Source organism: Micromonospora sp. WMMD712 (assembly GCF_029581295.1).
GTDB lineage: Bacteria > Actinomycetota > Actinomycetes > Mycobacteriales > Micromonosporaceae > Micromonospora > Micromonospora carbonacea.
In genome coordinates, this window is record NZ_CP120743.1 from 3,369,260 (window position 1) to 3,390,793 (window position 21,534).

General features: G+C 73.6%; 16 protein-coding genes and 2 pseudogenes. 6 read left to right on the forward strand and 12 right to left on the reverse strand.

What is annotated here, in order from left to right; all coding sequences use genetic code 11:
• Nucleotides 1-213: 213 nt before the first annotated feature.
• Nucleotides 214-480, forward strand: a pseudogene (locus tag O7633_RS14320) (chorismate mutase); the annotation flags it as partial.
• Nucleotides 481-767: 287 nt separating this feature from the next.
• Here the strand turns inward: O7633_RS14320 and O7633_RS14325 are convergent.
• The 7 genes from O7633_RS14325 to O7633_RS14355 all read right to left on the reverse strand — a co-directional run bounded on the left by O7633_RS14325 (nucleotide 768) and on the right by O7633_RS14355 (nucleotide 9,172).
• Nucleotides 768-1,781, reverse strand: a complete 1,014-nt coding sequence (locus tag O7633_RS14325) for a dipeptide ABC transporter ATP-binding protein (protein WP_178066387.1) — start codon at nucleotides 1,779-1,781, stop codon at nucleotides 768-770.
• Nucleotides 1,774-2,802, reverse strand: coding sequence for an ABC transporter ATP-binding protein (locus O7633_RS14330; protein WP_282328561.1), 1,029 nt, complete (start codon nucleotides 2,800-2,802; stop codon nucleotides 1,774-1,776). The genes O7633_RS14325 and O7633_RS14330 overlap by 8 nt, the downstream gene beginning before the upstream one ends.
• 26 nt (nucleotides 2,803-2,828) lie before the next feature.
• Nucleotides 2,829-3,812: an ABC transporter permease gene (locus O7633_RS14335; protein ID WP_282328169.1), complete on the reverse strand. Its 984-nt coding sequence runs from the start codon at nucleotides 3,810-3,812 to the stop codon at nucleotides 2,829-2,831.
• A gap of 75 nt (nucleotides 3,813-3,887) precedes the next feature.
• Nucleotides 3,888-4,814 carry an ABC transporter permease gene (locus O7633_RS14340; protein ID WP_282328170.1) on the reverse strand — a complete coding sequence of 309 codons (927 nt, stop codon included), beginning with the start codon at nucleotides 4,812-4,814 and terminating at the stop codon, nucleotides 3,888-3,890.
• Nucleotides 4,815-4,962: 148 nt separating this feature from the next.
• Nucleotides 4,963-6,603: an ABC transporter substrate-binding protein gene (locus tag O7633_RS14345; protein WP_282328171.1), complete on the reverse strand. Its 1,641-nt coding sequence runs from the start codon at nucleotides 6,601-6,603 to the stop codon at nucleotides 4,963-4,965.
• A 641-nt stretch (nucleotides 6,604-7,244) separates the two neighbouring features.
• On the reverse strand, nucleotides 7,245-7,931 hold the full coding sequence (locus tag O7633_RS14350) for a response regulator transcription factor (protein ID WP_178066390.1): 687 nt from the start codon (nucleotides 7,929-7,931) through the stop codon (nucleotides 7,245-7,247).
• Between the two features lie 2 nt (nucleotides 7,932-7,933).
• Nucleotides 7,934-9,172 carry an ATP-binding protein gene (locus O7633_RS14355; protein ID WP_074472589.1) on the reverse strand — a complete coding sequence of 413 codons (1,239 nt, stop codon included), beginning with the start codon at nucleotides 9,170-9,172 and terminating at the stop codon, nucleotides 7,934-7,936.
• A gap of 216 nt (nucleotides 9,173-9,388) precedes the next feature.
• On the opposite strand from O7633_RS14355, the gene O7633_RS14360 reads away from it, so the two are divergent.
• The 3 genes and pseudogenes from O7633_RS14360 to O7633_RS14370 all read left to right on the forward strand — a co-directional run bounded on the left by O7633_RS14360 (nucleotide 9,389) and on the right by O7633_RS14370 (nucleotide 13,069).
• Complete coding sequence (locus tag O7633_RS14360; protein ID WP_282328172.1) at nucleotides 9,389-11,194, forward strand: PspC domain-containing protein; 1,806 nt, start codon at nucleotides 9,389-9,391, stop codon at nucleotides 11,192-11,194.
• Nucleotides 11,191-11,403: pseudogene (locus tag O7633_RS14365) on the forward strand (hypothetical protein); the annotation flags it as partial. The gene O7633_RS14360 and the pseudogene O7633_RS14365, both read left to right, overlap by 4 nt.
• Before the next feature lie 412 nt (nucleotides 11,404-11,815).
• Entirely contained in the window at nucleotides 11,816-13,069 is a 1,254-nt protein-coding gene (locus O7633_RS14370) for a phosphatidylserine decarboxylase (protein ID WP_282328173.1), read from the forward strand.
• 60 nt (nucleotides 13,070-13,129) lie between these two features.
• Here the strand turns inward: O7633_RS14370 and O7633_RS14375 are convergent, their stop codons facing one another.
• The 3 genes from O7633_RS14375 to O7633_RS14385 all read right to left on the reverse strand — a co-directional run bounded on the left by O7633_RS14375 (nucleotide 13,130) and on the right by O7633_RS14385 (nucleotide 16,434).
• Nucleotides 13,130-14,050 carry a CDP-alcohol phosphatidyltransferase family protein gene (locus O7633_RS14375; RefSeq protein WP_278129359.1) on the reverse strand — a complete coding sequence of 307 codons (921 nt, stop codon included), beginning with the start codon at nucleotides 14,048-14,050 and terminating at the stop codon, nucleotides 13,130-13,132.
• A 345-nt stretch (nucleotides 14,051-14,395) separates the two neighbouring features.
• Entirely contained in the window at nucleotides 14,396-15,301 is a 906-nt protein-coding gene (locus O7633_RS14380) for an NUDIX domain-containing protein (RefSeq protein ID WP_282328562.1), read from the reverse strand.
• Between the two features lie 185 nt (nucleotides 15,302-15,486).
• Nucleotides 15,487-16,434 (reverse strand): NUDIX hydrolase, encoded by a 948-nt coding sequence (locus O7633_RS14385; RefSeq protein WP_278129360.1) that lies wholly within the window; start codon nucleotides 16,432-16,434, stop codon nucleotides 15,487-15,489.
• Nucleotides 16,435-16,578: 144 nt separating this feature from the next.
• On the opposite strand from O7633_RS14385, the gene O7633_RS14390 reads away from it, so the two are divergent.
• A complete protein-coding gene (locus O7633_RS14390) occupies nucleotides 16,579-16,845 on the forward strand; it encodes a PspC domain-containing protein (RefSeq protein ID WP_074472850.1) in 267 nt (88 codons plus the stop codon).
• A 15-nt stretch (nucleotides 16,846-16,860) separates the two neighbouring features.
• On the opposite strand, the gene guaA is transcribed toward O7633_RS14390, so the two are convergent.
• Both guaA and O7633_RS14400 read right to left on the reverse strand, forming a co-directional pair.
• A complete protein-coding gene (gene guaA, locus O7633_RS14395) occupies nucleotides 16,861-18,417 on the reverse strand; it encodes a glutamine-hydrolyzing GMP synthase (RefSeq protein ID WP_282328174.1) in 1,557 nt (518 codons plus the stop codon).
• A 136-nt stretch (nucleotides 18,418-18,553) separates the two neighbouring features.
• Nucleotides 18,554-20,251 carry a GMC family oxidoreductase gene (locus O7633_RS14400; RefSeq protein WP_282328175.1) on the reverse strand — a complete coding sequence of 566 codons (1,698 nt, stop codon included), beginning with the start codon at nucleotides 20,249-20,251 and terminating at the stop codon, nucleotides 18,554-18,556.
• Nucleotides 20,252-20,389: 138 nt separating this feature from the next.
• On the opposite strand from O7633_RS14400, the gene O7633_RS14405 reads away from it, so the two are divergent.
• Entirely contained in the window at nucleotides 20,390-21,514 is a 1,125-nt protein-coding gene (locus O7633_RS14405; RefSeq protein WP_282328176.1) for an LCP family protein, read from the forward strand.
• Nucleotides 21,515-21,534 lie beyond the last annotated feature (20 nt).

Sequence of the window (21,534 nt, forward strand, 5' to 3'; positions counted from 1 at the left end):
GGCACGGGCAGCGGGAACGCGGGCGGCGGCCTCCCCGGCGGTGGCACCGGCCCCGGCAACCCGAACACGGGTGCCGCCGGCGGCGGAAACCCGGCCAGCGCCGGCAAGGCCGGCAACGTGGGCGGCGGCAGCGGCGGCCCGGTTTCCGCCGGCAAGGCGGGCAACACGGGCGGCGGGCGGGGCGAGCCGGCGTCGTCGGCTGCCGGGTCGACCCGCACCGGCACCGACGACTCGGTGGCGGCGGAGCGGATCGTCGCCATCCGGGAGCGGATCGACGAGATCGACAGCACGTTGATCGCGCTGTGGCAGGAACGGGCCGCCCTGTCGCAGGAGGTCGGCGCGACCCGGATGGCCTCCGGGGGCACCCGGCTGGTGCTGTCGCGGGAGCGCGAGATCCTGGAGCGGTTCCGGCAGGCCCTGGGGGCCGACGGCACCCAGTTGGCCCTGCTGCTGCTCCGCGCCGGCCGCGGCCCGCTGTAGCAGCCCTCGTCCCGCCCCGCGCCGCCGCGCCCCTCGCCGACGCCGCCTGCGCCGGGAGCCCTCGGCCGGGATGCGCAGAAACACGGAAGCAGTGGCCTCCGCACGAGGGCGGGGGCACTGTTTCCCGGATCGAGCGCGATCTTGCGGGGCGCACGACGGGGGGCACGACGGGCCCATGTGCAGAACCGCCTGCCGGCGTCGCGGGGACGCCGGCAGGCGGTCGGATGTCGCAGGCCAGCCCGGTGATCCGGCAGGCCGGCCAGGACCGGTCGGTCAGCCGGGGAGGCTCACGCCTCGTGGCTGGCCACGATCTCGCGCTTCTCGGCGAAGTGGCAGGCGCTCGGGTGGTCCGAGCCGGAGCGGATCTCCAGCAGCGGGACCTGCTCGGCGCAGACGTCCTGCGCCTTCCAGCACCGGGTGCGGAACCGGCAGCCCGAGGGCGGGCTGACGGGCGACGGCACGTCGCCGGTGAGCCGGATGATCGCCTTCTGGTCGCGCAGCGTCGGGTCCGGCACCGGCACCGCCGACAGCAGCGCCTGCGTGTACGGGTGGGTGGGGCGCTCGTAGATCTCGTCCTCGGTGCCGATCTCGACGATCTTGCCGAGATACATGACCGCGACCCGGTCCGACAGGTGCCGGACCACCGACAGGTCGTGGGCGATGAAGACGTACGAGAGGCCGAGCTCGGCCTGGAGCTTCTCCAGCAGGTTCATCACCTGGGCCTGGATGGACACGTCCAGGGCCGACACCGGCTCGTCGCAGATGATGATCTCGGGCCGCAGGGCCAGCGCCCGGGCGATGCCGATGCGCTGCCGCTGGCCGCCGGAGAACTGGTGCGGGTACCGGTTGATGTGCTCCGGGTTCAGGCCGACGAGGTCGAGCAGTTCCTTGACCTTGTCCCGCCGGCTGCCCTTCGGGGCCACCTCGGGGTGGATCTCGAACGGCTCGCCGATCAGGTCGCCGACCGTCATCCGCGGGTTCAGCGAGGTGTACGGGTCCTGCATGACCAGCTGGATCTGGCGGCGCAGCCGGCGCAGGGCGCCGCCGGAGAGCTTGGAGATGTCCTGGCCCTTGTAGTTGACGCTGCCTGCGGTCGGCCGCTCCAGGTTCATCAGCACCCGGGCCAGCGTCGACTTGCCGCAGCCGGACTCGCCGACCACACCGAGCGTCTCGCCGGCCTTGAGCTCCAGCGACACCCCGTCGACGGCCTTGACGTGCCCGATGGTCTTCTTGAACACCACGCCGCGGGTGACGGGGTAGTGCTTGACCAGGTCACGGACTTCGAGGATGTTCTCAGTCACGGTTCACCAGATCCTCAGCGAAGTGGCAGGCGCTGGCCCGGCCGGCGCCGATCTGCAGCAGCGGCGGCAGCTTCTCCCGGCAGACCGGCTGCGCCATGGGGCAGCGCGGGTTGAACGGGCAGCCCGGCGGGATGTTCATCAGGTTCGGCGGCAGGCCCTTGATGGTGCGGAGCTGCTGCCCCCGCTCGTCCATCCGCGGGATCGAGTCGATCAGACCCATCGTGTACGGGTGTGCCGGCTTGGCGTACAGGTCGTAGACGTTGGCTTCCTCGACGATCCGGCCCGCGTACATGACGGCGATCCGGTCCGCGACGTCGGCGACCACGCCGAGGTCGTGGGTGATCAGGATCATGCCCATCTGCCGCTCGCGCTGGAGCTCGGCGAGCAGGTCCATGATCTGGGCCTGCACGGTGACGTCGAGCGCGGTGGTGGGCTCGTCGGCGATCAGCACCTCGGGGTCGAGCGCCAGCGACATCGCGATCATCGCGCGCTGCCGCATGCCGCCGGAGAACTGGTGCGGGTAGTTGCTGAACCGGCCCTTGGCGTTCGGGATCTTGACCTGGTCGAGCATCTCGATCGCGCGCTTCTTGGCGTCGGCGCGGCTGAGGCCGCGCCGGACGCGGAACTGCTCGGCGATCTGGAATCCGACGGTGAAGACGGGGTTCAGGGCGGAGAGCGCGTCCTGGAAGATCATCGCGATGCCCTCGCCGCGGATGCGGCGGCGCTCCTCGGCGGACATGGTGAGCATGTCCTTGCCGTGGAAGCGCACCTGGCCGCCGGTGACGAAGCCGGGCGGCGTGTCGAGGATGCCCATGATGGTCTGCGCCGTGACGCTCTTGCCGGAGCCGGACTCGCCGAGCACGGCGAGGGTCTCCCCCGCGTCGACGTGGTAGGTGACGCCGTTGATGACCTTGGCGACGCCGTCGCGGGTGCGGAACTCGACCCGCAGGTCCTCGACCTCCAGGAGGCGGCCCGAGGGGCGGCCGGATCCGGCGGCACCGGGCTTGGACTGCTCGGACACGAGAATGTCGGACAACTCAATCTCCCCTAGCGCAGTTTCGGATCGAGGGCCTCGCGGACCGCCTCGCCGAGCATCACGAAGCTGAGCACGGCGGTGACGAGGAACGCGGAGGGGAAGAAGAGCAGGAAGGGCGAGACCCGGATGTAGTTCTGCGCCTCACTGATCATGATGCCCCAGGAGACCACCGGGGTCTTCAGGCCGATGCCCAGGAACGACAGCGTGGCCTCCGCGCCGATGAACGACCCGACCATGATCGTGCCGTAGACCAGCAGCGGGGCGAGGCAGTTCGGCAGCAGGTGCTTGAGGATGATCCGGCCGTGGCCGGCGCCCAGCGCCCGGGCCGCGACGATGTAGTCGGCCTCCTTGGTGGCCAGCACCGAGGAGCGCATCAGCCGCATCACGACCGGCCAGCTCAGCACGACCAGGGACATGATGACCAGCCCCATGATCTGCCACTCGCCGTTGCTCGACTCGGCGCCGTTGAAGGTGGTCAGGATGACGATCGCGCCGAGCACGAACGGCAGGCCGAAGAAGATGTCGGCGAAGCGGGAGAGCAGGGCGTCGACCCAGCCGCCGGCGTAGCCGGCGATCATGCCGATCGCGCCGCCGATCAGCAGCGTGCCGATGGTGGAGATCAGGGCCACCACGATCGAGGCGCGCGCGCCGTAGATCGTCCGGGCGTACACGTCGCGGCCCTGCACGTCGTAGCCGAACCAGGCGTCGGCCGACGGCTTGACCTGGCTGTTGGCCAGGGCTCCGTTGACCGGGTCGCCGGAGCTGAACAGCGACGGGAAGGCCGCCATCAGCACGAAGATCACGATGAGGGCCGCGGAGATCCAGAACAGCGGCTTGCGGCGCAGGTCGCGCCAGGCGTCGCCGAGCAGGCCGCGCGGCTTCTCCTTGCGGGCGTTCCCGGGCAGGCCGGCGTTGACGGGCGCGCCGGAGCCAGCCTCGGTGGGCATGGTCGCCGGCGGGGTCGAGACGATCGATGCGGTGCTGGGGTCACTCATGCCGCCACCTCGCTGCGCTCGGTGCCGGGACGGTGGCCCCGGCACGCTGCGTTCCTGACTCGTTCGCGACGCTGCTCACTCATAGCGGATCCTCGGGTCGAGAGCGGCGTAGAGCAGGTCCACCAGCAGGTTCATCAAAAGGTAGACGAGCACCAGGACCACCACGATGGAGACAACGGTAGCGCTCTCCTTCGTGACGATCGCCCGGAGCACGGCGCGGCCGATGCCGTTGATGCCGAAGATGCCCTCGGTGACGATGGCGCCGCCCATGAGCGCGCCGAGGTCGGTGCCGAGCAGGGTGACGACCGGGATCAGCGAGTTGCGCAGCAGGTGCACGCCGACGACGCGCCGCATCGGCAGGCCCTTGGCGATGGCGGTGCGGACGTAGTCGGCCCGCCGGTTCTCCGCGATGCTGGTGCGGGCCACCCGGGCGACGTACGCCATCGAGGCGCTGCCGAGCACGAAGCCCGGCAGGAGCAGCTCGGACAGCCGCATCTCGCTGGAGACGGTCGGGTGGACGATGCCCCACTTCACGCCGAGCAGCCACTGGAGGACGAAGCCGACGACGAAGACCGGCAGCGCGATCAGGAAGAGCGTGGAGACGAGGACCAGGTTGTCGAGGAAGCCGTTGCGCCGCAGACCGGTCAGGACGCCGGCGCTCAACCCGATGATCGCCTCGATCGCCAGGGCCACCACGGCGAGCTTCAGGGTGTTCGGGTACGCGGTGGCGATGATGTCGCCGACCGCGCGGTTGTTGTACGTGACGCCGAAGTCCCCCTGGAACAGGTTCTTCATGTAGGTGGCGTACTGCACCCAGATCGACTCGTCGAGCTGGTACTTCTCGGTCATGAAGTTGATGTACGAGTCCGGGCACCGGCGGTCGCCGCACTTGCCGGCGAACGGGTCGCCCGGCACGGACCAGACGAGCCAGTAGATCAGGAACGTCGTACCGATGAAGACCGGGACGAGTTGCAGTAGCCGTCTCAACAGATAACGGCCCATGGGGGGGTCCTCCTGACAGGGGGCGCGTCGGACGACCGCCGACACGGGGTGACGTCAACGTGGCGGGGAGTGTTGTGCACTCCTCGCGGAACGGCCCCGGGCCGGACCCACCGGTAGGTGAGCCCGACCCGGGGTCAGACCGAACGGATCAGAGCTCGACCGAGGTGATGTCGAGTTCGCCGACGTTGCTCAGCTCCATCTTCTTGACCTTCTCCGAGTGGCCGGACTGCTGGCCACCGAAGTAGATCGGCATCGACGGAACGTCCTGGTCGATGAGCTTGACGGCCTCGGCGAACTTGGCGTGCGAGGCGTCGAGGCTCGGCGCGGAGCTGGCCTCCTTGGCCAGGGCGTCGACCTGCGGGTTGCTGTACAGACCGTCGTTGGAGGAGCCACCGGTCACGTAGAGCGGGTTGACCCAGTTCTCCACGTCCGGGTAGTCCTGCTGCCAGCCCGCGCGGTAGGCGCCCTTCATCTTGTGGGCGTTGATGTTCTGGCGGAACACCGCGAAGGTCGGCACGCCCTCGGCGCGGGCGTTGATACCGAGGTTGGTCTTGACCTGCTGCGCGACGGCCTCCATCCACTCCTTGTGGCTGGCGTCGGCGTTGTAGTACATGACCAGCTCGCCCGAGAAGCCGCCGGCCTCGGCGAGGAGCTTCTTGGCCTCGTCCACGTTGAACTGGCACGCGGTGCAGTTGCCCGGCTGCGCGCCCGGGGTCAGCGGGTTGGCCCAGCTGTCGGCCGGCTTCCGGTTACCGAAGAAGATCTTGTCGGTGATCTCCTGCCGGTTGATCGACAGGGAGATGGCGCGACGCAGCTTCGGGTTCTGGAAGCGCTTGTCGTAGATCGGGAAGGCGATGATGCCGGTCGACGGGGTGGTCGACGCGATGGCGCGGTCGGTCAGGTCCGACTTCCACTTGTCGCCCGCGAGGGCAGAGACCGGCACCTGCTGCATGAAGTCGAGGTTCCCGGAGACCAGGTCGCTGTACGCGGCCGTGTCGTCCTGGTACATCTTGATGGTGACGTCCTTGATCTTCATCTTGTCGCGCAGCTGGTAGTCGTCGAACCGCGTCAGCTTGATCTGGACGTTGTTCTCCCAGGACACGAACTTGACCGGCCCGTTGCCGATCGGCTTCTTGCCGAACTCCTCGGCGCTGCCCGAGAAGAACGCGTCCGGCAGCGGCATGAAGGTGCTGTAGCCGAGCTTGGTCGGGAACACGGCGGTCGGCGCGGCGAGCGTGACCTCGAAGTTCCAGTCGTCGACGACCTTGAGGCCGGACATCTCCTTGGCCTTCGGCTCCGGGGCCTTCTGCGGGCCCTCGGGGCCGTCCGGGTCCGCCGTGTTGACGTCGGCGAAGCCCTCGATGTCGGCGAAGAAGCTGGAGTTCTGCGCGCCGTTCGGCGAGTAGGCGCCCCAGTTCCAGGCGTCCACGAAGTTCTTGGCCTTCACGACGGTGCCGTCGTGGAACTTCGTGTCCTGCTTGATCTTGATCTTGTAGACCTTGGAGTCGGTCGTCTCGATCGACTCGGCCAGGGCGTTCTGCGGGGCGCCACCGTTGTTGGGGTACTCGACCAGACCGGTCCACATCCAGTCGATGATCTTGCCGCCACCGGTCTCGGTGGTGTTCGACGGAACCAGCGGGTTCTCCGGCTCGGTGCCGTCGACCGTGATCGCGCCGTCCGCGCTGGTGGCGTCGCCACCCTCTCCGTCGCTGCTGGAGCAGCCGGACGCGACGAGCGCGAAAGCCGCGCCCAGCGCGATCGCGCCACTCGCCCGCTTCGAGACTCTCATTCCGAGGGGCCTCCTCTTTCTAACCTGTTCCGTCGTGGGTTTCACGCACGCATGGGGGGTGACACCGCCGGCGGTCACAACCACCGACCGCCGGTTACCGCAGGAAATCGGGACACCCCTGATGTACCGATCCGCCGGGCTGCCGCACCGTACCGGATTCGGCCCCCGCGCAGGAATCGACGACCACGAACCGTGACTTCTCACCGCATCCGTGGCCGCGCGACCGTGCCTGGGTGCCTCACACCGGGGGTGAGGTGCTGCAACTGTGACACCTACCGGCCCGTTACGTGAAGGTGCCGTTATCAAGCCGTTAGTTGCCCGCAGTGCGGCCGATACTTGAGAAATGATCTTGAAACAAGTCGGCCGCGCCCCGCTGAACAGCCAACATACAACCCCTTTTTGCGCTCCGCCCAACGCCCGTGACCGGCCTGTGAGCTTCCCCGCGCCCGCGCCGCGGGCGCGGGGGATCAGGACGGGCAGCGACACGGTCTGCCCGTCCGGGCGAGGCGGCCTTCGGCCACCCGGTGAGCAGCACGGACCGAGCGGGGGATGCGGCGGGAATGACCAGACTCACAGTTACGCTGCGTCACATCGACCGGCACCCGGGATCACCGTCGGGGCCGGCCGGGACAAGGAGTCGATCACACCAGTCGGCGGTCCGCAGCCCAGCGCGACAATTCGTATCTATTGGACATCTGGAGCTTACGCAGGACGTTCGACACATGCGTCTCGACCGTCTTGATCGAGATGTAGAGCTCCTTGGCGATCTCCTTGTACGCGTACCCCCGGGCGAGCAGGCGGAGCACCTCGCGCTCCCGGTTGGTGAGCTGGTCCAGCTCCGGATCGGCCACCGGGGCGTCCGGCCGGGCGGCGAACGCGTCCAGCACGAACCCGGCCAGCCGGGGGCTGAACACGGCGTCCCCGTCGGCCACCCGGCGGATCGCCCCGGCCAGCTCGTCCGGGGAGATCGTCTTGGTGACGTAGCCCCGGGCGCCGGCCCGGATCAGGCCGATCACGTCCTCGGCGGCGTCGGACACGCTCAGCGCCAGGAAGCGCACCTGCGGGTGGCTGCGGCGCATCGCCTCCAGCACCGCCCGGCCGCCGCCGTCGGGCATGTGCACGTCCAGCAGCACCACGTCGGGCGTGCTGGCGGCGATCCGGGCGACCGCCTCGGCCACCGTGCCGGCCTCGCCCACCACGTCGACGTGGACGCCCAACTCGGCGCGGACCCCGGCACGGAACATGGCGTGGTCGTCGACGAGGAAGACGCGCAGGCGCGCGGGCGCGCCCGCCCCGCCCTCGACCGGTCCGGTCGGCTGCTCGGCCATGGTCATCTGTCCCTTTCCGCCGTGGACTGGTCGCGGGAGATCGGCAGGATCAACCGGACCTCCGTCCCCTCGCCCGGCTCGGAGCGGATCTCCGCCCGGCCGCCGTGCCGCCTCATCCGCCCGACGATCGACCCCCGGACCCCGTGCCGGTGGTCCTCCACCGTATCCGGGTCGAAGCCCTTGCCCCGGTCCCGGACGAAGACGCTCACCTGCTCCGGTTCGACCTCGGCGTACAGCGAGACCGTCCGCACCCCGGCGTGCCGGGCCGCGTTCACCAGCGCCTCGCGGGCCGCCGCCACCAGCGCGCCGACCCGCTCGTCGGTGCCCCGGTCGCCCACCACCACCGTCTCCACGGTGATGGCGAAGGTGTCCTCGACCTCGGCCGCCGCCTGTTCCAGGGCCGCGGCGAACCGCTCCGTCGGCGAGGCGGTCGGCTTGTAGAGCCAGTTGCGCAGCGACCGCTCCTGCCCGCGCGCGAGCCGCTGCACGGTCGTGGTGTCGGCGGCGTTGCGCTGGATCAACGCGAGGGTGTGCAGCACCTGATCGTGCACCATGGCGGCCAGCTCCGCCCGCTCCTGCTCGCGGATGCGCCCCTCGCGCTCCGAACGGAGCTGGTTGTACGTCCGCCAGAGCACCGGGGCCGCCACCACCCCCACCCCGGCCAGCCCCACCAGCGCGAAGATGACGCCGTTGACCACCGCGTCGAAGTTCTGCGCGGGCGAGTAGACCGCCGCGACGCCGATGATGCCGACCGCGACCAGCACCCCGCCGCCGATGAACCGCAGCACGAACGCGCGCCGGTCGTTCTCCTCGATCACCGCGCCGAGCCAGGGCACCGGCATCCGCTCGCCCCACTGCCGACGCCGCTCCGGCGCGGACTGGTGCCAGATCACCCCGGCCCCCACCGCGATGATCGCGACCAGCCAGCCGGCGGTGCCCGCCGCCCCGACGGAGCCGAAGAGCACCGTCTGGAGCACCAGCACCACCAGCCCGATCGCCACGAACGGCAGGAGCTGGCCGAGATCACGGCGGGCCGGGACGGCCGCGTCACCGGGCCGCAGCGGGACCACCGCCCAGAACGCGGCGTAGAGCAGCAGCCCGAGCCCGCTGAGGCCGAGCAGCACCATGAACGCGATCCGCACCCGGACCACCGAGATGCCGAGGTGGTCGGCGATGCCGGCGGCGACGCCGGCGGCCATCCGGTGCTCGGGCGCCCGGTAGAGGCGGGGCGGCTGGGTCATGGCGCTGATCGGAGGCTCCCTGCTCGGGCGGGCGCGCCCCGGGTGTGCGGCGCGGGCGCGGGCGTACGCCGGGTCGACGTCGCCGATCCGATCGTCACACGCCACGCCGGCCGCAGACCACGGGGAACGCCCGGACATCCCGGCCCGCCGGATCTCAGGGTGGGGTCAGGGTCGGTTCCGGAGGTCTCTCGCCGGCCCGCGCAGCAGGATCGAGGCATGACCGAGGAAGCTGCCCCGCCGCCCCGCCCCGGGACGGCAGCGCCGGGCGGGCCACCACCGCCCCCGCCGCCGGCCCCGGCGGCCCCCACCACCCCCGCCGCCTGGGCCGCGCCGGCCGCCTTCGGCCCGGCGACGCCCGACGCGCCGGGCACACCCGGGCAGGCCGGCCGGGACGCCGGGGGCGGGCCGCCGCAGACGCCGGGCCCGGCCGCGCCACCCCCACCGCCACCGCCCGGGGGCGACGGTCCGGGGGCGGGCGGCCCACCACCCGGGGGGTACGCGGCCCCGCCGCCCCCGCCGCCCGAGGGCGCCGGCTTCACCTCCCGGTACGGGCTCATCCGGCCGCGCGAGGGTCGCTACCTGGCCGGTGTCTGCGCGGCGATCGGCCGGGCCACCAACACCGACCCGGTGCTCTGGCGGGTGCTGCTGGCGGTGCTGGGCTTCTTCGGCGGCATCGGCATCCTGGTGTACGTCACGGCCTGGCTGATCATCCCCGGCGAGGGCGACACCGCCTCCCCGGTCGAGTCGATGCTCGGCCGGGGCCGGTCCAGCATGTCCCCGGTCACCGTGATCGTGCTGAGCATCCTGGTCGCGGTGAGCTTCGGCTACATCGTCACCGACGCGTTCCGGGCGGTGCTGCTCGGCGCGGCCATCCTGATCGGCGGCGCGCTGCTGCTCAACCGCGACCACGCCACAGCGGGCCGGGGCGCGGGCCACGCTCCGACGCCCGCCGGCGGGCCGGGGTCGGCCCCGCCGGTCGCCTGGCCCACGCGGGGCCCGGTCGTCCCGCCCGCGCCGGGCCTGTTCACCCCGCCCACCGGCCCGCAGGCCGCCCCCGGCACGCCGCCGGCCGGCCCCGGCGCCCCCGGTCAGCCGGCCACGGCGCCGCTCGGGGGGCAGCCGGCCGGGGTCGCCCCGGGGCAGCCGTTCGGGGCGGCCGTCCCCGGGCAGCCCGGCCCCCGGTGGGTCGCGCCGCCCCCGCCCCGGGGCGGGACCACCGCCGAGCTGCCGGCCTGGCCGCCCACGCCCGCCCCGTCGGCCGGCCCACCCGGTCCGGTCGCCTACCCGCCGGTCACCCCGCCCGCGCCGTCCGGCTACCGGCCGCCGTTCGCCCCGCACGGCCCGTACGCCCAGGGGCCGCAACCGGCCCCGGCCGCGCCGTACCCGCCGGCCAAGCCGCCGAAGCGGCCCCGGGAAAGGTCCCCGCTGGGTGCCGTGACGTTCTCGCTGATCTTCCTGGCGCTGGGCGTGGTGGCCGTGCTCGACCTGCTGGACGTGGTCGAGGTGGGTGCGGCGGCGTACTTCGCCGCGGCCCTGGCGACCATCGGGCTCGGGCTGCTCGTCGGCGCCTGGTTCGGCCGGGCGCGGTGGCTGATCGCGCTCGGGCTGGTCACCGCGGCGGCGCTCGGCGTCGCCACCGTCGCCGAGTCCTACGACCGGGTCCGGGGCGTGGACGGGGACGTCACCTGGGCCCCCACGGACCGCCGCGACCTGGCCGACCGCTACGAGAACAACTTCGGCGACGCCGTGCTGGACCTGCGCGCCATCGACTTCGACAAGCAGGAGACCCAGATCACCGTGGCGATCAACTTCGGCAAGGCGACCGTCGTGGTGCCGCCCGACGTCGACGTCACCACGACCGCCGACGTCAACGCCGGGGACGCGACCATCTTCGGCAACCGTTCCGGCGCGCTGGACGGCCGGCTCCGGGAGGTCACCGACCTCGGCGCGGACGGCCCCGGCGGCGGGAAGCTGCGCCTCTACGTCCACGTCAACGCCGGAGACCTGGAGGTGACCCGGTGAAGGCGCACCGCACCGACGTCGTATCGCTCGGCTTCGGGCTGTTCTTCGTCGCGCTGGCAGCCTGGTGGCTGCTCGCCCAGCTGCTCGGCCTGGCCCTCCCCCCGGTCGGCTGGTTCCTGGCCGGCGGGCTGCTCCTGATCGGCGTGCTGGGGCTGGTCGGCGCGCTGCGCTCCGGCCGGGGCAACCGGGCGGCCGACCAGCCGCAGGCCGACCCGCAGCAGACCGATGTCGGGGCCGGGGCCGAGGAGCCGGGCGTCGGGCGGACCGACGAGTGGCTGACCGCCGCCGTCACCGACGACCTGCCCGAGGCGGTCGAGGACCGGCCGGTCAGCGGCGGCGGGACACCCCGTGGGGACGAGCGGGCCGGCGGTTGACCGCTGCGGTGCGGCTCCCGGCGGGGGACGCATATGCTGGCCGTGGAGATCTCGCCTCCGCCGGCCGGTCCACGCCGCGGGCCTCGCCCGCGACGAGCCGCCGGGCCGTCGACGACCGGGCCGCGTCGCGGGGCCCCGCCCCGGCCCGCCGCCCGGTCGTCGGGCCCGTCCGCGGTCGACCCCGACCGGTTCGCCGTGGCGATCCCGCCGCGATTGCCGTCTCTACCCCGTCAGGAGCCCGTCCGACATGACCCAGTCCCCCGCCGTGCGCACCTCCGGCCGGCCCGGTCCGGTCCGCATCGGCGAGCGTGCCGCCCGTACCCTCGTCACCGAGCTCGCCCGGCGCAACGACCCGAAGGCCGCCCTGGTGGTCGGCGCGACCCCGGACTCCGCGGTCCTGGCCGCGGCGATCGACGCCCTGCTGCCCGGCGACGTCCTCACCGTCGTGCCCGCCGGATCGGCGACGCCGGCCGCGCTGCGCGAGCACGTGAGCGCCCAGGGCAGTTGGGTCGCCGACCGGGTACGCGTGGTGGACTCCCTCGCCGAGGCCGACGCCGTCGAGGTGGTGATCGCCGCCGAGCCGCTCACCGGCACCGCCGACGAGACCCGCACGACCGTCGACGGCCTGGCGAAATACCTCGCCGACGGCGCGGTGCTCGCCGTGGCGGTGCCGGCGGCCCCGGCCCGGACGGCCGGCGCGGCGGCCGAGCTGGAGCGGCAGGCCGCCCTGCACGGCGTCGGGAGCGACCTGGTGCTGCGCAACCCCCCGCCGGTGCGGGTGCACCGGCTCCGGTTCACCCCGGCCGACGCGGCGGTCGCCGCCCGCCTCGCCCCGGCCCACCGGCCGTCGAGCGTCCCGCTGACCCGGGGCATGCACATCGACTCCAACGGGGTCGCGGCGGCCGGCATCACCCTCGGCCTGGCCGCGCTGACCCGCCTCGCCCGGCCCAAGTCGAAGCTGTGGCTGGTGCCGGCCCTCGCCGCCGTCCCGGTGGCCGCGTTCTTCCGGGACCCGCAGCGGGACGTCCCCGAGGACCAGTCGGCCGTCGTGGCCGCTGCCGACGGTCAGGTGCTGTCGGTGCAGCGGCTGTACGACGAGCGGTTCGGCGACGGCGAGTGGCTGCGGGTCGCGGTGTTCCTGTCGGTGCTGGACGTGCACGTCAACCGCTCTCCGGTGGCCGGCAAGGTGGTCGACTACTTCGTCGCCGACGGCGGGTTCGTCAACGCCATGAAGCCGGACGCCGAGCACAACGTGGCGGCGTACACGGTGCTCGACACCGACCACGGGACGGTCGTCGTGGCGCAGCGCACCGGGCTGATCGCCCGGCGCATCGTGCAGCGGGCCCCGGTCGGCTCGCTGCTGGCCCGGGGCGAGCGGTTCGGCCTGATCCGGTTCGGCTCGCGCACCGACGTCTACCTGCCGGCCGACGCCGCCGACCCGCTGGTCGGGCCGGGCGACCGGGTGGTCGGCGGGTCCACGGTCATCGCCCGCTGGCGCTGAGCCGGGCACGACGAAGGGGGCGCCGCGACTGCGGCGCCCCCTTCGTCGTCGAGCGTCGGATCAGGCGGTGCGGCGCTGGTGCAGCCAGAGCACCGGGCCGCTGACCAGGTAGCCCACCACGATCAGGGCGAAGGTGAGCCGGATGTCGACCAGCGCGCCGACCACCGGGGCCAGCCAGAGCCACGGCGGCAGCTTCACCAGCCGGGCCAGCTTCGCGTAGGGGAAGCTGGAGACCATCGCGAACGCGAGCAGCGCCACCCCGGCGATCTGCACGAGGCCGGGCAGCGGCAGGCCGAGGGCGACGGTCAACGCCAGCACGGCCGCGGCCATCGTGGTCGGCACGCCGCAGAAGAAGCGGCCGTCCTTCGGCGAGACGTTGAACCGGGCGAGCCGGATCGCCGCGCAGGCGGCGACGAGCGCGGCGGCGACCGCGGCGGCGGCGCGCGGCGCCTCGCCGGCGAGCGAGGCGTAGACCACCACGGGGGCGGCCAGGCCGAAGGAGCACATGTCGGCCAGCGAGTCCATCTGCGCGCCGAACGGGCTGGCCACGCCGAAGCGGCGGGCGAGCGCGCCGTCGAGCCCGTCGAACGCCACGCAGGCGATCAGCAGGAGCGCGGCGAGGCGCACCTGACCCTGCATGGCCACGAAGATGGCGTTGATGCCGAGCACGAGGCTGGCCAGGGTGCAGGCGTTGACCAGCGCGAACTTGACCCGGCGGCCCGTCGTCCGCGCGCCGGGCAGCAGCGGGATCGACATCGACGCCGCGTCGTCGACCGGGGCGGCGGGGCCCACAGCCGGGCTGACCGGCGCGACCGCCTCGACCTCGGTGCGCTGGTAGCGGTCGAGGCCGTAGCGGCGGCGCTGCCGGTCGAGGTAGCGGTGCTCGGGCGAGGTCAGGTCGGTGCCCGCGGCGGCGACGCCGTCGCGGCGTCCCACCCGGACGAGCAGCACCTGGCGGGCGAACGTGCTGCTGCGGCGCAACGGGCCCGCCCAGCGACGCCCTGCGGGGCGCGGACTGTCAGTCGTACGACGCCGGCGCCATGGGGCTCTCGGCACGTTTCCTCCATCACCGGATCGGGCTGGCCGCCGCGAGGGCGGGTGTCCGGCTGTCTCGTGCCGGACCGCTTCGGGCCCGGCAGCCGTCAAAGCGGAGTACACCATTGCACAGGGGTAGGGGGCTTGGCGATAGCTGCCGGCGGACCTGATATCTCCGTTAACCGCGCGAATCGCCTCTTCTATTCCCATCTCGGGCCTGATCGCCCGATCCTCCACCAACCCCGCCTTCAGCCTACCGGAGGGCGTCGATACCGGCTCGGCGGGCGGGTGCTATGCGACCCGATGTCCGGTTACCAGGGCCGCCACCTCGGTCAACGGCAGGTCGCCGAGCGTGTCCGGCGGAAACCAGGCGGCGGCGGCCGTCGAACCGCCGGCCAGCTCGGTGACCCGGGCCTCGGTGGGGTCGTCGACCACCACCCGGTAGACCACCCGCACCCCGTGCCAGTCCAGCGGCCGGCCCTCCGGGCCCAGCGCGCCCGGATCGTGGCGGTCGTGGACGGTGAGCAGCTCGACCACCCGGCCGAGCTGGCCGGCCTCCTCGACCAGCTCGCGGAGCAGGCCGGCGGCCGGCTGCTCGCCGTGGTCGGTGCCGCCACCGGGCAGGTGCCACAGCCCGGCCCCCGGGTAGCCGTCGGCGATCAGGGTGAGCAGCACCCGCCCGTCCGGGTCGGTGACCAGCCCGTACGCCGCGAAGCGCTGCCTCCGGTCGGCCGGCACCGGCGGTTGCGCCCCGCCGGGGGACGCCCCGGACGCGGGCCGCACCGGGATGACCGGCAGGCCGAGCGCCTCGGCGGTGAACGGCAGCAGCGGCAGCCCGGCGGCCTCCTCGGGCGTCGACCAGCGCGCCAGGTCGGTGACGCCGTCGGGCGCGGCGCGCAGCGTGCCGCCGGACGCCTCGACGGCGAAGACGATCCGGTCGGTGTGCAGCGCCACGCCCGGCAGCCCGGTGACGTCCGAGACGGCGGCGAGCAGGCCCGTCACCTGCACGGCGAGGCCGGTCTGCGCGGCGAACTCCCGGACCACGCCGGCCTCCGGGTGTTCCCCGTGCGCCAGCCCGCCGCCGGGCAGCCGCCACGCCCCCGGGTGGTCGGCCGACGCGGAGCCGCGCACGAGCAGCACCCGCCCGTCACGCCCCCGGCACACCCCGTGGACCCCCACCTGCCGTCGCCGCTCCAGCACGCCGCGCCTCCCGATCCCCCGGGCGGGACGCCCGGTCGGTCAAGAAGCTATCGCGGACGCCGGCCGCGCGGGCGACGACGTGGGGCGGTCGGGCCGCGACCCGGGCGGGTCGGGCCGGCGGTCGGCCAGGCGCCGATCGGGCATCTCGCCCGGTGAGGCGTGGGCCGGTGCCCCGCGGCCGGTCAGCCGAGGCGGGCGGCCTGGACGGCCTCCGCCGTGACCTCGGTGAGGCGGTCGGCGGGCAGCGCGCCCAGCTCCTCGCGGGCGAACCAGCGGGCCTCGCAGGTGGAGCCGCCGACGTCGGTCACCGTGGGCGGCGCGGGCTGGTCGACCATCACCCGGTAGAAGGCGCGCACGCCGTGCCAGTCGATCGGGTAGCCCTCGGGGCCGAGGGAGGCGGCGTCACGGTGGCTGGCCACCCCGAGCAGCTCGACGAGACGGCCCTGCTGGCCGGTCTCCTCGACCAGCTCGCGGATGAGCGCCGCGCCCGGCTGCTCGCCGTAGTCGGTGCCGCCGCCGGGCAGGTGCCAGCAGCCGGCCCCCGGGTAGCCGTCGGAGACCCGGGTGAGCAGCACCCGGCCGTCGGGGTCGGTGGCCACCGCGTACGCGGCGAAGCGCTGGGCGCGGTGCAGCCCGTCGGGGCCGGGCACCGCGTAGAAGGAGGGGAACTCCGGCGGCTCGTCGGGCACCACGTCGGCCGAGGAGGCGGGCAGCCCGAGGGCCCGCGCGGTGAACGAGCGCAGCGGCAGCTCGCGCGCCTCGGTGGGGGTGACCCAGCGGGCCAGGTCGGTGGGGCGGTCGACCCGGTCGGTGAGCGTGCCGCCCCGCACCGACACCCGGTAGATGAGCCGGTCGGTGTGGATGGTGATGCCGCGCTCGGGCAGGGCCCGCATGTCGGCCAGCACGTCGTCGAGGCCGGAGACGGCGACCGAGAGCCCGGTCTCGGCGGCGGTCTCGCGGACGACGGTGTGGTTCGGATCCTCGCCGTGGTCGACCGCCCCGCCGGGGAGGGACCACGTGCCGGGGGTGCCGGAGCGCTCCGATGCGCGGACCAGCAACACTCGGCCGACTGAGTCAGCACAGACTGCGTATGCCGCGATCCTGCGGAGCGGCTCCAGCATGGTGGTCACGGGGCCAAATTCTCCCCGCCCCTCGTTACCTGCATTGAAAAGAGTCAGATTCCTGACTGAATACTTGATCATCAGGGATCGGTCAGGGTAATGATCCGGGCCGTCACCGAGGCCGGCGGGCCCTCCGGCGCGGAACGTGGAGGCATGACCTCGACACCGCACCAGGCCCCGTACAAGCAACTCCGCCGACCCACCACGGACCGGATGGTCGCCGGGGTGGCCAGCGGCCTCGGCCGCTACTTCGCCGTCGACCCCACCCTAGTCCGGGTGCTCTTCGCGGTCGCGACGCTCGCCACCGCCGGGGTGGCCGCGCTCGCGTACCCGGTCATGTGGTTCCTCATGCCGGAGGAGCCGGCCGACGCCCCGGCGTGGCCGCACCCGACGGACCCCGCGTCACCCACCGGCGGCTGAGCCGGCGGACGGGGGTCACTCCCACTCGATGGTGCCCGGCGGCTTGCTGGTCACGTCCAGGACCACCCGGTTCACCTCGGCCACCTCGTTGGTGATCCGGGTGGAGATCCTGGCCACCACCTCGTAGGGCAGCCGGGACCAGTCGGCGGTCATCGCATCCTCGCTGGAGACCGGGCGCAGCACCACGGGATGCCCGTAGCTGCGCCCGTCGCCCTGCACGCCGACGCTGCGCACGTCGGCCAGGAGCACCACGGGGAACTGCCACACGCCCCGGTCCAGGCCGGCGGCGGTCAGCTCCTCGCGGGCGATCAGGTCGGCCTGGCGCAGCAGGTCCAGCCGCTCCCGGTCGACCGCCCCGATGATCCGGATGGCCAGGCCCGGCCCCGGGAACGGGTGCCGCCAGACCATCGCCTCGGGCAGGCCCAGCTGGAGGCCCAGCGTGCGCACCTCGTCCTTGAACAGCGTGCGCAGCGGCTCGACCAGGGCGAACTTCAGGTCCTCCGGCAGGCCGCCGACGTTGTGGTGGCTCTTGATGTTGGCGGTGCCGGTGCCGCCGCCGGACTCCACCACGTCCGGGTAGAGGGTGCCCTGCACCAGGAACTCGACGTCGCCGTGCGCGGCGACCTCCCGGGCGGCGGCCTCGAAGACCCGGATGAACTCCCGACCGATGATCTTGCGCTTCTGCTCCGGATCGGTCACCCCGGCCAGCGCGCCGAGGAACCGGTCGGCCGCGTCGACCACCTTCAGCTTGATCCCGGTGGCGGCGACGTAGTCCTTCTCCACCTGCTCGGCCTCGCCCGCCCGCAGCAGGCCGTGGTCGACGAAGACGCAGGTGAGCTGGTCGCCGACGGCCCGGTGCACCAGCGCGGCGGCGACGGCCGAGTCGACCCCGCCGGACAGGCCGCAGATGACCTCCTTGTCGCCCACCTGCGCGCGGATGCGGGCCACCTGCTCGTCGATGATGTTCTCGGGCGTCCAGGTCGGCTCGATGCCGGCGATGTCGTAGAGGAACCGGGTGAGCATCTCCTGGCCGTGCGCGGTGTGCCCCACCTCCGGGTGGAACTGCACGCCCGCGCGGCGACCGGCCAGGTCCTCGAACGCGGCGACCGGGGCGCCGGCCGACTCGGCCGTCACCGCGAAGCCCGCCGGGGCCTCGGTCACGCAGTCGCCGTGGCTCATCCAGACCGGCAGGTCGGCCGGCAGGTCGCGCAGCAGCACCCCGGGCCCGGTGAGGCGGGGGCGCAGCGGGGTGCCGCCGTACTCGCGGTTGCCGGTGCGCGCGACCGTGCCGCCGAGGGCCTGGGCCATCGCCTGGAAGCCGTAGCAGATGCCGAAGACCGGCACGCCCGCCTCGAACACCCCCGCGTCGACCTGCGGGGCGTCGGGCGCGTAGACGCTGGCCGGGCCGCCGGACAGGATGATCGCGGCGGGGTCCTTCGCCAGCATCTCCGCCACCGGCATCGAGTGCGGCACGATCTCCGAGTAGACCCGCGCCTCGCGCACCCGGCGCGCGATGAGCTGGGCGTACTGGGCTCCGAAGTCCACCACGAGGACGGGGCGAGGCGTGCTCATGGGCACGAAGCCTACCGACAGTCACCCCCGCCCCGGCGCGGACCCCGGCGCGCGTCCGCCCCGGCCGCGCGCGCCTGCGGGCCAGCGGTGAGAAGGGGACCCTTCTCTACCGTATGCGTTAACAAGGGGCCCTTCCTTACCAGCGGAGCGCGCCGGGGGCGTCCGCCGGCACGGCGGGGCGCACCGGCGGCACCGCCGCCACCCGCCGGTACGCCTGGCCCAGCGGCGGCCGGGGGTCCGCCCCGCCCCGGTTGGGCCAGAACGACATCGCCCGTTCCGCCTGCGCGGTGATGGTCAGCGACGGGTTCACGCCCAGGTTCGCCGACACGGCCGCCCCGTCCACCACGTGCAGCCCCGGGTGCCCGTGCACCCGGTGGTACGGGTCGACCACCCCGTCGGCGGCGGTGGCCCCGATCACCGCCCCGCCGAGGATGTGCGCGGTGATCGGGATGTCGAACGGCTCGGTGAGCGACCCGCCCGGCGTGCCGCCGATCTCCTCGGCGAGCAGCCGCGCGGCGGCGTTGCCGGCGGGGATCCACGTCGGGTTGGGCGCGCCGTGGCCGGGCCCGGCGACCAGCCGCCGCCCGAGCGGGCCGCGCCGCCAGCGGGTCGTCAGCGAGTTGTCAGCCGACTGCATGACCAGCGCGATGACGGTGCGCCGCGACCAGTCGCGGACGGTGAGCATCCGCACGGCGAGGCGCGGCTGGGTGAGCAGGCCGACCAGCCAGCGGCGGACCCGGTGCGGCCCGCCGTCGACCAGCAGCGACTGGAGCAGCCCCATCGCGTTGGAGCCCCGCCCGTAGCGGACCGGCTCGATGTGGGTCTGCGGGTCGGGGTGGAACGAGCTGGTGATCGCCACCCCGTCGGTGAAGTCCAGCCCCTGCGCGCGCGCCGGCCCGAGGGGCACGGACGCGCCGAGGATCGCCTCGGAGTTGGTCCGGGTCAGCTCGCCGAGGCGGTCGGACAGGTGCGGCAGCGCGCCGGTGGCCTTCATCTCGTGCAGCAGCCGTTGGGTGCCGAGCGCCCCGGCGGCGAGGACCACCTGGTCGGCGTGCCACACCCGGCGACGCCTGCGCAGCCAGGACCCGGTGCGGACGGTCTCGACCCGGTAGCCGCCGCCGGCGGCGGGGCGCACGGCGGTGACGGTGGTCAGCGGGTGCACCTGCGCGCCGAGCCGCTCGGCCAGCCAGAGATAGTTCTTGACCAGGGTGTTCTTCGCCCCCTGCCGGCAGCCCGTCATGCACGCCCCGCAGTGGGTGCAGCCGGTGCGCTCCGGGCCGACGCCGCCGAAGTACGGGTCGGCGGCCCGCTCCCCCGGCCGGCCGATGTGCACGCCGACGGGGGTGGGGTGGAAGGTGTGCCCGGCCCCCATCCGGTCGGCGACCGCCCGCATAGCGGAGTCCGCGCGGGTGTGCCGCGGGTAGGTGGTGACGCCGAGCATCCGCTTCGCCTGGTCGTAGTGCGGGGCCAGCTCGGCCCGCCAGTCGGTGACGTCCCGCCACTGCGGGTCGGCGTAGAACGCGTCGAGGGGCTCGTAGAGGGTGTTCGCGTAGACCAGCGAGCCGCCGCCCACCCCCGCGCCGGAGAGCACCAGCACCCCGCCGCCGGCCCGCCGGTCGGCGGGGCGGAGCAGGGTGAGGCGTTGCAGACCGAAGCAGCCGAGCCGCGGGGCCCACAGGAAGCGCCGCAGCCGCCACGACGTCTCGGGGAACTCGTCGTCGGCGAAGCGCCGCCCGGCCTCCAGGACGCCGACCGAGTAGCCCTTCTCGGCCAGCCGGAGCGCGGTGACGCTGCCGCCGAAGCCGGACCCGATGACGAGCACGTCGTACCGCATGAACGCATCATTACCGACGGGTAGCTCTCGCGCCATAGCCGGTTTTCGCGCGACCATGCACCCCGCCGCAGGTGATCCGCGGCTCAGCGGCCGCAACCCGGCGCGGCCCTTCCAGCGTTGTAGGTGCGGGGGTGCGAGATGGCCGGACAGGCGGGGACCGGACGGCGGCGGCGGTGGCGGGCGGGGCTGGCCGTCGTCGTGGCGGCCGTCGTGCTGGCGCTCGGGGGCACGGTGGCGGCCCGGCTGGTCGCCGACCGGCAGACCGAGCGCGGGGCGGGACGGGTCACGGCCGCGCCCACCCCCACGCCGTCGCCGACGCCGAGCCCGACGCCGCCGCCCGGGGCCGACGTCACCGGGCCGCTCAACCTGCTGCTCGTCGGCGTGGACACCCGGGTCAGCGTGCCCGGCTGGGAGCCGCACGGCGACGCGGTGCTGGTGGCGCACGTGCCGGCGGGGCTGGACCGGGCGTACCTCTTCTCGCTGCCCCGGGACCTGTTGGTCGACATCCCGGCCTACCCGAAGGCCGGCTACTCCGGCGGGAAGACCAAGCTCACCCACGCGATGAGCTACGGCAGCCGGGTGCCGGGCAAGCCCAAGAAGCCGAGCGCCGCCCAGGGCTACGAGCTGCTGCGCAGCACCGTCAGCGGCTACACCGGGCTGCGCTTCGACGCCGGCGCCGTGGTCACCTTCACCGGCTTCGAGAAGCTGGTGGACGCCGTCGGCGGGGTCGACCTCTACGTCGACCAGCGGACCGTCTCGCTGCACCGGCGGCCGGACGGCCGGCACCGCGAGGCCGCCCCGGGCGGCGGCGGCTACGTCGGCCCGCAGATGGTCTACGCCAAGGGCGAGCGGCACCTCAACGGCTGGCAGGCGCTGGACTACGCCCGGCAGCGCTACGGCCTGAAGAACGGCGACTACGACCGGCAGCGGCACCAGCGGCAGCTCATCCGGGCCATCGTGGCGAAGATGCAGTCCGAGAGCCTGCCCCGGCAGCCCGACCGGGTCGAGCAGGTCGTCGCGGCGCTCGGCGACACCCTCGTCTACGCGGGCGGGCCACGGATCGTCGACCTCGCGTACGCCCTCGGCGGGCTGCCCGCCGACCGGCTCGTCCTCGTCGGCCTGCCCGGCGAGGGGGTGGGCAGGGGCAGCGGCTACCGCGGCGAGCAGCTCAAGCCGGTCGGCCGGCAGTTTCTCACCGCGCTCAAGGAGGGCCGGGCCGAGCAGTACCTCGCCGACCACCCGGAGCTGGTGGTGAAGAACTAGGCCGGGCGCCGTCCGGGTGA